Genomic DNA, 12,579 nt, shown 5'->3' on the forward strand with positions numbered 1-12,579 from the left:
CATCGGACAGCAAAACGCGCGCGCCGGCACCCCGCAGCGTTTTTGCCGCACGAAGCGCCGTGGGAACGGCATTTTCTTTTTTAGGTTTGGGATCAAAAAAACAGTCACAAAACCACACCTTTACAGGGATTCATGCGCCTTTGACACAACCGCTTCTATCGTACGCTGCGGCAGGCCTTCAGGCTGTACGCATTTGCGCACATGCATCAGAAATTCGATGTTCCCCTCCGGTCCCTTGATGGGTGAAAAATCCAGGCCAACGGCAGAAAAACCATTCTGAACGGCAAAGCCGGACGCCGCTTCAATGACTTCACGGTGGGTAGCAGCTTCGCGCACGACACCTTTCTTCCCAACCTTTTCCTTCCCGGCCTCAAACTGCGGCTTTACAAGGCAGACACCTTCCGCCTCCGGCGCGGTGATGGCGGCAGCGACCGGAAAGATATGCTTGAGAGAAATAAAGGAAACATCCACGCTGAAAAAAGCGACTGGCTCCTGTAGCTGTTCCGCTGTCACATGGCGGATGTTGGTGCGTTCCATATTCACAACACGTTTGTCGCAGCGCAGCGTCCATGCAAGCTGTCCGTAGCCCACGTCCACAGCATATACCTTTACAGCTCCGTTCTGCAGCATGCAGTCGGTGAAACCGCCTGTGGACGCGCCGATATCCATGCAAACCTTTCCCTCCGGGGTGAGCGGAAATACCTGCATCGCCTTTTCCAGCTTCAGTCCACCACGGCTCACATATCGGATATCATGGCCCCGTACTTCCACGTGTGCATTTTCGTCTACCATATTGCCGGGCTTGTCGCTTTTTTCCTCACCCACATACACAATGCCGGCCATGATGAGCGCTTTTGCACGCTCCCGGCTCTGTGCCAGGCCGTTTTGGCAAAGATATTGATCCAATCGAATTTTCACTTGACGTCTCCTTGCTTCATAATAGCTGCTGCCAGGGACGCCGCATCCAACCCAAAGCGGGCGCGCAATTCGTCCACAGAAGCATGCGTCAGCCCGTTGTTCGGCACGGCGATATGCCGATAAGACGCGTTGCAGCCGCGCTCCAGCAGCGCGGCCGCCAGATGCTCACCGATACCGCCGCCCCGCACGCCCTCCTCTGCAAACAGGATGCTGCGGTAACCGCCGAGCGCATCACAAAGCCCCTGCGGCAGAGGATGTATCACTGTAAGTTTGTACACATCCACGCAAACGCCTTGCTGCGCGGCCAATTTCGCGGCCGCCAACGCTTCCTTAGCCTGTGCGCCATAGGTCACGAGCGCCGCATCCGCGGGACCTTCCGCACGAAACACGTCGTATTCCAGGCCGCTGCAGTCCAGAGCGGCCAACGCTTCGTCCTCCGCGCCGCGCGGGTAACGCAGCGCACGCGGGCCGTCTTCCAGAAGGAGCCGTTCCAGCCAATATGCCAATTCTGCGTAATTGCAGGGAGAAACGATCTGAAAACTGTCGAGCTCACTGAAAAACGCGGCGTCATAGATACCCTGATGCGTCTCGCCGTCACCGGGCACAAGGCCGGCGCGGTCTACCGCGAAAAGCACGCTGAGACGCTGCAAATTGACGTCGTGAATGATCTGGTCGTAACCGCGCTGCAGGAATGTGGAATAGATTGAAACAACGGGCCGCATTCCATTTGCCGCCAGGCCGGCGGCAAACGTGACGGCGTGCTGTTCCGCCATGCCCACATCGAAGAACCGCGATTTGTGCTGCTTATAAAAATACTGAAGCCCTGTGCCGTACTTCATGGCCGCCGTGATCGCGCAGATACGTTCGTCCTGCCCGGCGAGCTGTGCCAACTGCTGCCCGAACACTGTGGAAAAAGAGCTGTCCGGCGCGACGTCCGGATCCGTCAGATGATTTACATCGAAAGCGGAAACGCCGTGAAATTCGCCGGGATTTTGTTCCGCCGGCGTAAAGCCTTTCCCCTTTATGGTCAAAACGTGAACGAACAGCGGCGCGCTTTGCTCCTGCCGGTATGCATCAAACAACATGGAAAGTTCTTTGACGTCGTGCCCGTCAACCGGGCCGACGTATTGGAACCCCATTTCCTCAAACATTGTGGAATGATACAACGAACGCCGAAATGCAGATTTCACCGTTTGGATGCCTGCCTTGATGGCGCCGCCCACGACCGGCGTGGAGTCCAGGAGAGATTCCACATCCCGTTTTGCTTTGAAATAACGCGGGCTGGTGCGCAGTTGGGTAAGATACTGCGCCACCGAACCGACGTTTTTGGAAATGGACATTTTGTTGTCGTTGAGCACGACGATCAAATTGTTCAGGCTACGGATATTGTTCATGCCCTCATAGATCATGCCACCGGTAAAAGCGCCGTCTCCCACGACGGCAATGACCTTGCCCGGCTCATGCCGAAGCTTCTTCGCCTGGGCCATGCCGATGGCAGCGGAGAGTGAGGTATTGCCATGTCCCGCGATAAAAGCGTCGTGTTCGCTTTCCCGCGGGCTTGGGAACCCGGAGATGCCTCCCAGCATGCGAAGCCGGTCGAATCCTTCCCTGCGCCCGGTAAGGATCTTGTGCGTATAACACTGGTGTCCCACGTCCCAGACAAATTTATCGCTGGGTGTAGCAAACACCTTATGCAGCGCAACCGTCAGTTCAATGGTACCGAGATTGGAGGAAAGATGCCCTCCGGTTTTGGAGACGGAGTCAATCAAAAACGCGCGGATCTCCGCGCACAGCTCCTGCAGCTGTCCGAAATCCAGCCGTTTGACGTCGGCCGGGGAATGGATCGTGTCTAAAAGGCGCGTGCCGTTCACGTCCTTTCTATCAATCGTTTTACTGCCTTCAGGGTGCGGGGACGATCACAGCGATCAAAATTCCCAATAACGCGCCGGAAAGCACTTCAAATGGAGTGTGCCCCACTTTTTCCTTCAGCTTGCGGCCATTCTGCGCCAGATAGGCAGGTGCGTCCTCGTCTTCGCTCAGCCAGTCGGATATCATACGGTTGAGTACCTTGGCCTGTTCGCCGGTCTCACGCCGCACACCCATGGCGTCGTACATTACGATAGCGGCCAGGATAAATGCAATAGCGAAAATGGGCGAGTTGACGCCCTGGCTTTTTGCTGCGGCCATAAACATGGAACAGACGAGCGCCGAGTGTGCACTGGGCATGCCGCCTGCTCCCCACATGCGCTCCGCTTCAAATTTGCCGCTCAGGATATAGTTGATGATCGTCTTACATATCTGCGCCGCCAGCCAGGAGAGCAGAGCGACGGACAGGATGTAATTCCCGAAAAAAAGCCGTTGCAAAACATGCATTACGATCTGGTCCTTTCTACTGATTTCGTTCCAGCAGGCTGGCCGCTAAGGTCTCCAGAAACTGCGCCCGGCCGCCGAATGCCGCGCGTAGGACGCCACAGGCCCCGTCTGTCAATTCCTGCGCAATCCCGCGGGAGCGTTCCACGCCGTGCAATGTAACAAACGTCGTTTTCCCATTGGCAGTGTCGCTGCCAATGGGTTTGCCCAACTGCTGCGCCGTCGCCGTAACGTCCAAAATATCGTCAATGATCTGGAACACCAGTCCTACGGAAAAGGCATATCGCGCAATGGCCTGCCGCTGAATATCGTCCGCACTTGCCGCCACCGCTCCCAGCTGCGCCGCCGCGTTGATGAGCATTCCGGTCTTGTTGCGGTGCACCTCGCGCAATTCTTCAGCCGTGGCAGGCTTTTCTTCAAAAGCAAGGTCAAGCTCCTGACCCCACACCATACCGTTTGCCCCGGCCGCACGGCTCAACGCACAAACAGCGGCGGTGTTCTGGACGGCAGTGCCTGGTGAACCGGAAAGAGTTTCGAATGCTGCCGTAAGCAGAGTGTCGCCTGCCAGCAGAGCCGTAGCCTCCCCAAAAGCTTTGTGGCACGACGGACGCCCTCGGCGCATATCGTCATTATCCATGCAAGGAAGGTCGTCATGGATGAGAGAATAGCAGTGCAGCATCTCCACCCCAGCCGCATAACAGGCTGCCGCGTTTCTGTTGCCGTTCAGCATATCACACACGGCCAGGCAAAGCACGGCGCGCACACGCTTTCCGCCGCCGAACAGGCTGTACCGCGCCGCCTCACACACGCGGGAGCGTTCGTTAAAGCACCGGTCCGCCTGCTGCGCCAGCGCCGTCTCGGCCGTGTTCAAATATGCCTGGTACTGCGCGTTGTAATCCATAGAACGCTCCTTCTTTATTCCTGCTTCCCGGCGTTTTTTGCGTCGATCTCATCAATGGTGATCTGCGCCTTTTGCAGTGTTTCGTTGCAAAAGGCGATGAGTTCTGCCGCCCTGGCGTACAGCACAAGGCTGCGGTCCAGAGGCGTCTCCGAGTCGGAAAGCTCCGCAAGGATAGCGTCCAGCTCCGTGTCCGCCGCTTCAAATGTCATTTCTTTTTTCATAGCTCTTCCTCTGTAATAATCGTTTCCACCCTGCAGCTCAGCCGTCCTGCGGCCAGCTGTACCTCTACCCTGTCGCCCTCCGAAGCGTCCGCGCTGCTTTTGAGCACAGAGCCCGCTTTCCGGGCGATGCTGTAACCGCGCGCCAGTACACTGTATGGACTGAGCGAACCGCAGAGCATGGCTGCGTGAGCAACGCGCCCCTTGGCGGCGTCCATTTTGCCATGCATGGCAGCCCGGGCGGCGTCAGCTTTTTCTGAAAGCTCCCGCAGCAGGCCCAGCGGCAGCGAACGCGCCGCCGCAAGCTGGGGCGCCGCCTCTATATCCCGCACTCTATTATAACATAACTGAAGGCGGTTTTGTATTTCTTTGCAAATATTTGAATAACTGCGCCGAATCTCCCGCAATTCCGCTTCCATGTCCGGCATCACCAGCTCCGCTGCCGCCGAAGGCGTAGGAGCACGCAGATCCGCCACAAAATCCAGAATGGAGAAATCGATTTCATGCCCCACGGCCGAGACTACGGGCGTACTGCTGGCAAATGCCGCGCGGGCGATACTCTCATTGTTGAAAACCCACAGATCCTCCCGTGAGCCGCCGCCCCGCGCAACGATGATCACGTCCACACGTCCGCCCTTGTCCAGCCGCGTAATGGCGTTTGCGATCTCCGGAGCAGCCTCGTTTCCCTGTACGGTTACAGAATAAAGCAGAAAACGTGCAATCGGATAGCGCCTTTGCGTCACGTTGAGGATATCCTGCAACGCCGCGCCCGTTTTGGAGGTAACCAGGCCGACGCATTTCGGCATTGCAGGCAGGGGCTTCTTGTGCTCCGGAGCGAACAGACCTTCCTTGTCAAGCTTTTCCTTGAGCTGCTCGAATGCCATCTGCATTGCACCAATACCGTCCGGAAACATATCTTCCACATAGACCTGAAACGCGCCGTCCCGCTCGAACAGAGAAATCCGGCACCGCACGATGACGCGCATGCCGTTCTGCGGCATGAATGCCAGATTCTGTGCATCACGCCGGAACATAACTGCTTTGACAGAGCATTGCTCGTCTTTCAGGGAAAAATAAAAATGTCCGGTCTTATAATGGTTCGTAAAATTGGATATCTCGCCGCGCAGCGCCACATCTGTTAAAACAGAGTCTCGCTCCAACAGCGTTTTCACATAACGGTTCAGCGCCGTTACCGTGATCACATTGGCCATGCCTGAACCTCCTTTGCCGCCAGAACGGCCACGCCGATGGCGTTGTCGCTGGAATACCGGCCCGGTACGAAATAAATATCCGGCTGCGTCCGCTGTACATAAGCGCGTATGATATCGCTGCTCATCACGCCGCCCGCGCATACCACCGGCACGCCGGGATACTGTTCCTGTGCGGCACAGATCATTCGAAGTACCGTCTGGCCCACGGCACTCAGGCAATATTTCGCAACGTAAGCCGGGGCTGCGCCATGTTCCAGCAGTGCGGCACACTGGTTTTCCAATCCGGAAAAGCTGCAGTCCGCACCTTTTACGCTTACCTTTGGCTTTATCTCTTCGCTGCATTCAGAAGCGAGGCTGGAAAGCTCCGCCCCTGCCGGGAACGCAAAGCCCAGTTTTACGCCGATGCGGTCCACCGCCTGGCCGGCATAAAGGTCGGTGCTGCCGCCCACCCGGCACACGACAGACGTTCCGCTGCACAAAAGGAGCTCGGTGGTTCCGCCCGAAATATGGAACACAAGCACGCGCCGTGCGAAAAGCGACGCCCCCGCTGCGGAGAGCAGAGCGGCGGCGATATGCCCCTGTTGATGAGTGGTGCGCACCAAAGGGACGCCGCGCGCCAGCGCCAGCCCCTGTGCCACTGCAAGCCCTGTGAGGAAGCACGGCATATATGAGCCTTCCACCGGGCGCGGTTTCTCCGAAACGCCGACGGCGTCCACTCTGTGCAACGGAAACTCGGCATCCAGCTCCCGCAGCAGCTCCGGAAGCGCAGCCGTATGGTGAAACACGGCGTCGCTCTGCCGGAGGCCCAGTTCGCCCGGCTTCACGGGTAAAAAACGTTTACGGTCACAAACAACCTCTTCGGCCGCGGTGTCGAACACAGCCAAAGAGGTTGCATAATTACTCGTATCAATGCCAAGGGTGTACATAATGCTCAGGCTTCCTCCGAAGCGGAGTCCGCCGGAACGGCAGGCTCGTCCGCTTTTGCGCTGTGCGCCTCCCGGGAGATTGCCCCCAGCACGCCGTTGATGAACTGGTAGTCCTCTTCTCCGGCGTATTTTTTCGCCAGCTCTACCGCTTCGTTAATGACGATACTGTCCATATCGTCGCTGCCGTTGAACCGCATTTCGGTCACGGCGAGGCGCAGGATGGCTGCATTTACGCGCGGCAGACGGGCCAGCGTCCAATCTTTAAGCCTGGCCTTGATCAGATCGTCCACTTCGGCGCTGTGTGCGTAAAAGTTTGCCAGCAGCGCTTCGCCATACGCATCGACGGCATATTCGTCCTGCTCGCGTGATGCGGCAACGATCTCCTCGATGCTGTTGGCGTTGAAGCTGGCTTCAAAGGCGGCGATAAAAGCGTTTTCACGGGCAATTCTTCTCTTCATGATATTCCTCACAAAAACAAACCCTCCTGCAGAGAGCGGGAGGGTCATGGATTTTCTCGGTTACTCCGCTTCCGGGCCGGCAGTTTCCTGCGCGACGCCTGTTACCACAATGTTGACTTTAGAAACGGTGATGCATGTCATGTTCTGCACAGAACTTTTCACGTTTTCCTGCACCTTCTCGCAGAGCTGCGGAATCTTATAACCATACCTCACCATGATATTCACCGTGATCTCCGCCACATCATCAGTGAGCTGGACGAGGATCGGCTTTTGAAGATTCACCTTATTGAACAGGCTCTTTACACCCATCGTTCCGGTGGATACTTCCTTCACGCCTTCGATCTCAAGCGTGGCGAGCTTTGCGATCTTCGCAATGACATCCGTGGATATCTGCAGGCTGCCGCCGATGGTGCTGGAATTTGTAACGTCCATTTCAAAGCCTCCCTGCCCGCTGCGCGGGCGCACATGCAAGTTTTCAGGAGTGCCGGGCACGTTTTTTCACTGCCGGCATCCCACAAGCCGCCGGCGATAGGAAAGCCGGCACACCAACTGTGCGCCGGCCGCCCGTCGAAGCGGCTTTGGAATTATTATACCATCTTCCGGCTGCTTTCACAACACCTATTTCACTTCGACGATACTGATATTTTTCGCCTCCGTCTCCATTTTACCCAAAATGATATCCCGCAGCTGCGCCACCTCACTCTTATCCAATCCTTCGCTGCCTGTTTTCACGGCAAGGTTGATCTTTTCTCCCTCGATAAATGCGACGCAATCCGCAAAGCCTTTCGCCTTTACCATGTTTTCGATGTCGCTTTCCACTGTGATGCTGTTGATGGTGTTGGTGAGCGTTTGGGTGACCGCTGTCTTTTCAGTCTCGGACAACTCGGCATTTTTCAGCGCCTGCTGCATGGTGTCCAGCGCTTCATCCCGCGTTTTGCTTCGTGTCAGTCGAGCCTGTTCAAAGTATTTGTCGTTGCTGGTCTCATTCGCGCTCACAAGCTGTGCGTCGCCGTAGTTCTTGTCGGGCAGCGCCTCCTGCACGGGCAGGGCGTCCAGCACGCCGGATGTGGTGCCGTCTGTAACAGTTTCCACGGCTGCGTTGGCGCTTACAGCACCGGGGTCCTGCAGTGCGAAAGGCGCGTCTGTTTTCGCGTACTCCCAGTTCAGGTACACCGCAACGCCCAGCGCCACCACCAGGGTAAGCAAGGTGAATTGTCTTTTGCTTTTTGCGCTTTTCATATGCATCCTCCGTCTAAATCATTTTTGTAACGCATATCCGGTTGGTCGAAAGCCCCAATACAACCGAGACCAGATCGGTAATGCGTTTTATCACAGTAATATCGTCCCCGCCCTCGCACACCACGGCCACGCCCTTCACCTCCGGTTCGATGTACGTTTCCACAAGAGGTTGTTTTCCATCCGCCGCGTCAACGATGATATGCTCGCTTTTATAGGATTCCTTGCGGTCCGTCACACCGTCCGATCCGTCCTGCGTCGTCTGTGTATCAGATTGTTCGTCGCGTGCATACACCGTTTCTCCGGCGCTTTCCAGTGTGATCATCACCTGCACTTTGCCGGCGCCCTGCACGCTCGCCAGCATTTCGGTCAGGCGGGTCTCCAATTCCTGAACGCCCGTCGCTGCGCTCACAGCCTGCTGTGTGCTCTGCCGCGCCGCGCCCGTGGAACCCTCCCGGCCTCCGAACAGAATGTCGGATAAAAAAATCAGACAGATCCCCGCGAGCCCGACAAAGAAAAGCCAATTCTTTTTCTGGAACAGCCCGTGCAGCATTTCCTGCCAGCCCCCATGCTCCGCTTTCTTTTCCATTTGCATTATCCTTCTTCATTTACCGTTACCGGGACATGTGTTCCCAGCGCTTTTGTGACAACATCCTCCACGCCCGAAACATCTGTGCCGCCGGGGACTATTACAGTGACGTCCGCCACCTCTACGGTCTCGCTGTCGGCGTCCAACGCCACGTCCACTTCGGTGTACGCAATCCCGTTCTCCGCAAGCGCGCTGCGCACAGTATCCTCCAACCGTGTGCACACCGTGTTCAACACCATTGCTTCCGTATCCGGCGCCTGCACTGTCTGCGGCGCTTCCGGAATGTCGAACGTTACATGCCCATCGCCCAGGCTTTGCAGCGGGGCGAATGCGGTTATTAAAATATATAGGGTGAGTATCAGCTTTATGACAGAAAACCGCGTCCGGGAGGAAGAAAGCTGCCCGAGGATGCCGGCCGCGATACACGCAAAGCACACGGCCAGCACCCAGGCCCTGATTTGTTCCAATTCTACCCTCCATTCCCCAGCAGGATCATCACAAGCGTGGAAGAAATGACGATCAGGCTAAAAAAGACAACCATCGAAATGTAAAGGCTCACACAATCCGAGAGGCCGGAAAGCAGCTTTGCGCTTTTGGTGCCGCCCGTTGCCGACGCCACGATGTTTCCGGCGGAAAACACAAGGTGGTACGCACAGCACTGTATGAGCAGCGGCAGAAACGACGCCGCAATGACGGCGATCACCGCAAACCCTACTGTGCCTTTGAGCATTTTCAATCCGGCCAGCACACTGCCCATTGCGTCGGAGATTGCCCGTCCCACAACGGGCACGCCGCTGCTCAGCAGAAATTTCCCGGTTTTCAGCGCGAGTGTATCCGCGCTCTGCGCAAATATCCCCTGCAGGCCGATGAGCGCGCCGAACACCGTGGCGCAAAACGTGAGCAGCCACTTCGTCCATCGGCATACGGAGGCGGTCAATTGCGAAAGGTCCAGCGTACTGCCTACGGCCGCAGTAGCATTCAGCGCCAGCAGCACACGCGTGAGCGGCAGCCCCACTCTGCACAGAATATCTGCCATAACCATAGCCGCACCGAAGAAAAAGCCACTGTACAGCGCCGCGCCGCCTACCTGTCCGCAGGCTGTCAGCACAGAAGCGAACACCGGAACAAAAGAAATGATATAAACGCGGCTTGTTTCGATTGCATCCTGCAGTACACCGGTGAGCGCCAGCATGCAGGAAGAACAGAGCGTGAACACAGCCAGCGTGACAACAGTATCCACAAGGCCCGCGAGTTCCGGCGACGTTCGCTCGGTGCACATGCTTTTTCCCACGGCCGCCAGCAGCAGCAGGCCGCACAGCCTTGCCAATAGTCTCAAAGGCTCATGCAAGCTCTCGCGCAGTATTTCCGCGCCCTTTTCCAGCCAGTCGGACAATGTCATCCCGCTGAAATCCCCGGCGGTCATTGGTGCTTCCTGCGTGACCTGCGCCCATTCCTCAGGTATCCCGGATTGCCCGCTTCCAGAGTCTCCCGCCGCCTCCTGCGCCAGCGCCGGCACGCCGGCCGCCGCAACGCAGAACAGCATGGCTGCAAGGCAAGCCAGCCGTTTCCAAATCCTTCGTGAGTGAAGCGGCTCCTTCATCGCAGCAGCGCCAGCAGCGTATCCGTCAGCACCGTGAACAGCGGCATAGCCGCCAGCAGCACGGCCACCTTGCCCGCCAGCTCCACGCGTCCGGCAAGGGCCGTTTGCCCTGCTTCCATGCACAGGTCCTGCACGCTTTGGGCCATCAGCGCGATGGCGACGGCCTTGAACACGGTTCCCAAATGCTCGAAGCCTGAAAACTGCGAAAGAGTTTCCACAAAAGAAAGTACAGGCCCCAGCGCCTGCATGACGAACCAAAGCAATACCATGCAGCAGGCCAGTGCGGCCAGCACCGCGTATCCGGGATTGTATTGGCGCAGTACGCTCAACAGCACCAGCGCACACAGACAGAAGCCCAGGACCTTGAAAATGTCCATGGCAGGTCACAATGCAAACAGGTCCTTGATGGTGTCGAACAGGACGCTGATCTGGCTGATGATCATCATCAGCACGACGATAAGCCCCGCCAGCGTCGTCATCATGGCCTGTTCCTCCCGGCCGGAACGGATCAGCAGCTGGTTGAGCACAGCTACAATGATGCCGATGGCGGCGATCTTGAATACAAAATCAATGTTCATTTTCCGCTTCGCTCCTTTTTCACATACAGCGTGCTGCCCGGAACGCCGCCAGGCTCACAGCAGCAGCAGCGCGGCAGCCCCGCCCAGCGAGAGGCCCAGCGTCCGGTACAGCCGGCGCTGCTGGGTAGCCTCCGCTCTGGCAGCATCCAAAGCGGTTTCCAGCTGTGTTTGGGCGTAGGCCAGCCTTTGTTCCTCCTCCTGCGCGGGACAGCCGCCCAGCCCCTCCAGCGCGCCGCGCAGCAGCACGCGCTCTTCCCGCCGCGTCACGCCCGCAATTTCCCGTTCAGTGCGGCAAAGCGCATTGTCCAGCTCTGTCTGAAGGCCGCAGCCGGAGGCGAGATCGGAAAAATAAAGCGGCAGCGCCGACAGCCGGGTATTTTGCTGTGCCGCAGCGAGGATTTCCTCCGTTCGGCCGCAGCGGAAATGAAGGTCGTCCCGCACTGCGCCCAAAAAAGCGCAGATATCCGCCAGCACCTGTACGCGGCGCATGGCGGCGTTGCCTTTGCGCCAGCCCATGGCTGCGCCCGTGTAAAGCACAAGTATCGCACCGATACATTTAAAAAACAGTTCCCGCATCCACGACCTCCGATATTCTGCCCGGTGTTTCCTTACCTTTTAAAAACGCCACATGACGGAAAGCGCCCGTCTGCAGCAGAGCCGTGTACTGCGGCCTGCGGCGCAGCGTTTCCGCGTCAGGCGCGTGGATGGTCACCACAAGCCCGACGCCTGCGTTTGCCGCCTGCGTGATCGCCGCGATATCTTCCATTGCTCCAACCTCGTCACACACGATAACGTCCGGTGCAAGTGCGCGCAGCGCATGCTGCATACCGATGTGTTTGGGGTATCCCGAAAGCACGTCGCAGTGCTGAGGCAGCCGCGTGCAGAAGCCGGACTGCTCCACAGGGGCGATTTCGAAACGCTCGTCCACCACGGCTGTTTTTCGGCCCGCCGCGGAAAGCTCCGCCAGCACGGCGCGAAGCAGCGTCGTTTTGCCGCTGCCCGGCGCACCCGCGATCAGCAGCCCCACGCCGGGTGCGCACAGCAGCGGACGCAGAACGGCGTCGCAGGCACACAAGCCCGTGCGAGCCACGCGCAGATTGATGGACGTGATATTTTTGAGCGTAAAGGTTCCGTTGCCATCCACGAATGCCGTACCGCACACGCCCGCCCTGTGCCCGCCCGGCAGCGGAACAAAGCCGTTCGCGATGCAATCCGCAAAACTGTGCACCGAATATCCGCAGATGGCCTGAAAGCAGTTCTGCACCAGCGTGTGCGGCGTAGACAGCACGCCTGTATCCGGTTTTTCTCGCCAACCGCCGTCTATGGAAACAAACCGTGCGCCGCTCGGCGTGCTAAGCGACACCGGGCGGCCCGAACGCAGGCGGATTTCCGTAATGTCCCCCGCCCACCGGGGCGGAATGCGCATCAGCGCCTGCGAGACTGCACCGGGCAGCTGTGACGCAGCATGATAAAAAGCGTCCATATCTTCCCGTCCTTTGCCATTCATTTGTTCAATGATATGAAACGCGGACAGGCGTTAGAACCAAAAATGCCCCGGGCGCTGAATGCGTCCG

The 12,579-nt window shown here is 57.8% G+C and carries 17 protein-coding genes; all 17 read right to left on the bottom strand.

The genetic code is table 11. The annotated features are described in order from the left end of the window. Positions 1 to 120 precede the first annotated feature (120 nt). On the bottom strand, positions 121 to 918 hold the full coding sequence (locus TQ39_RS00675) for a TlyA family RNA methyltransferase (protein WP_009325716.1): 798 nt from the start codon (positions 916 to 918) through the stop codon (positions 121 to 123). After that, positions 915 to 2,789, bottom strand: coding sequence for a 1-deoxy-D-xylulose-5-phosphate synthase (dxs, locus tag TQ39_RS00680; protein ID WP_009325717.1), 1,875 nt, complete (start codon positions 2,787 to 2,789; stop codon positions 915 to 917). Before dxs ends, TQ39_RS00675 begins: the two co-directional genes overlap by 4 nt. A 28-nt stretch (positions 2,790 to 2,817) precedes the next feature. Further along, a complete protein-coding gene (locus TQ39_RS00685; RefSeq protein ID WP_009325718.1) occupies positions 2,818 to 3,291 on the bottom strand; it encodes a divergent PAP2 family protein in 474 nt (157 codons plus the stop codon). A gap of 16 nt (positions 3,292 to 3,307) precedes the next feature. Further along, complete coding sequence (locus TQ39_RS00690; RefSeq protein WP_050004201.1) at positions 3,308 to 4,189, bottom strand: polyprenyl synthetase family protein; 882 nt, start codon at positions 4,187 to 4,189, stop codon at positions 3,308 to 3,310. Between the two features lie 14 nt (positions 4,190 to 4,203). Then, positions 4,204 to 4,410, bottom strand: a complete 207-nt coding sequence (xseB, locus tag TQ39_RS00695) for an exodeoxyribonuclease VII small subunit (protein WP_050004202.1) — start codon at positions 4,408 to 4,410, stop codon at positions 4,204 to 4,206. After that, positions 4,407 to 5,618, bottom strand: a complete 1,212-nt coding sequence (gene xseA / locus TQ39_RS00700; RefSeq protein WP_050004203.1) for an exodeoxyribonuclease VII large subunit — start codon at positions 5,616 to 5,618, stop codon at positions 4,407 to 4,409. Before xseA ends, xseB begins: the two co-directional genes overlap by 4 nt. Beyond that, the gene (locus TQ39_RS00705) at positions 5,606 to 6,544 is read right to left on the bottom strand and encodes a tRNA (adenosine(37)-N6)-threonylcarbamoyltransferase complex transferase subunit TsaD (RefSeq protein WP_050004204.1); all 939 of its coding nucleotides are present in this window, start codon (positions 6,542 to 6,544) and stop codon (positions 5,606 to 5,608) included. Before TQ39_RS00705 ends, xseA begins: the two co-directional genes overlap by 13 nt. Before the next feature lie 5 nt (positions 6,545 to 6,549). Beyond that, complete coding sequence (nusB, locus tag TQ39_RS00710; RefSeq protein WP_009325723.1) at positions 6,550 to 7,002, bottom strand: transcription antitermination factor NusB; 453 nt, start codon at positions 7,000 to 7,002, stop codon at positions 6,550 to 6,552. 60 nt (positions 7,003 to 7,062) lie between these two features. After that, the gene (locus TQ39_RS00715) at positions 7,063 to 7,434 is read right to left on the bottom strand and encodes an Asp23/Gls24 family envelope stress response protein (RefSeq protein WP_009325725.1); all 372 of its coding nucleotides are present in this window, start codon (positions 7,432 to 7,434) and stop codon (positions 7,063 to 7,065) included. Between the two features lie 186 nt (positions 7,435 to 7,620). Continuing rightward, positions 7,621 to 8,241 (bottom strand): SpoIIIAH-like family protein, encoded by a 621-nt coding sequence (locus tag TQ39_RS00720; RefSeq protein ID WP_009325727.1) that lies wholly within the window; start codon positions 8,239 to 8,241, stop codon positions 7,621 to 7,623. A gap of 13 nt (positions 8,242 to 8,254) precedes the next feature. After that, positions 8,255 to 8,827, bottom strand: a complete 573-nt coding sequence (locus TQ39_RS00725) for a hypothetical protein (RefSeq protein WP_156146143.1) — start codon at positions 8,825 to 8,827, stop codon at positions 8,255 to 8,257. Between the two features lie 5 nt (positions 8,828 to 8,832). Continuing rightward, entirely contained in the window at positions 8,833 to 9,294 is a 462-nt protein-coding gene (locus tag TQ39_RS00730; protein ID WP_009325729.1) for a hypothetical protein, read from the bottom strand. Positions 9,295 to 9,296: 2 nt separating this feature from the next. Then, entirely contained in the window at positions 9,297 to 10,427 is a 1,131-nt protein-coding gene (locus tag TQ39_RS00735) for a stage III sporulation protein AE (protein ID WP_009325730.1), read from the bottom strand. Continuing rightward, positions 10,424 to 10,804 (bottom strand): stage III sporulation AC/AD family protein, encoded by a 381-nt coding sequence (locus tag TQ39_RS00740; RefSeq protein WP_009325731.1) that lies wholly within the window; start codon positions 10,802 to 10,804, stop codon positions 10,424 to 10,426. Before TQ39_RS00740 ends, TQ39_RS00735 begins: the two co-directional genes overlap by 4 nt. Before the next feature lie 6 nt (positions 10,805 to 10,810). Next, positions 10,811 to 11,005, bottom strand: coding sequence for a stage III sporulation protein AC (spoIIIAC, locus tag TQ39_RS00745; protein WP_009325732.1), 195 nt, complete (start codon positions 11,003 to 11,005; stop codon positions 10,811 to 10,813). A 54-nt stretch (positions 11,006 to 11,059) separates the two neighbouring features. After that, entirely contained in the window at positions 11,060 to 11,581 is a 522-nt protein-coding gene (locus tag TQ39_RS00750; protein WP_050004206.1) for a hypothetical protein, read from the bottom strand. Next, positions 11,562 to 12,488, bottom strand: coding sequence for an ATPase, T2SS/T4P/T4SS family (locus TQ39_RS00755; protein WP_050004207.1), 927 nt, complete (start codon positions 12,486 to 12,488; stop codon positions 11,562 to 11,564). The genes TQ39_RS00750 and TQ39_RS00755 overlap by 20 nt, the downstream gene beginning before the upstream one ends. Positions 12,489 to 12,579: the final 91 nt, after the last annotated feature.

Origin of the sequence: Ruthenibacterium lactatiformans (assembly GCF_000949455.1) — a bacterium.
Lineage (GTDB): Bacteria > Bacillota > Clostridia > Oscillospirales > Ruminococcaceae > Ruthenibacterium > Ruthenibacterium lactatiformans.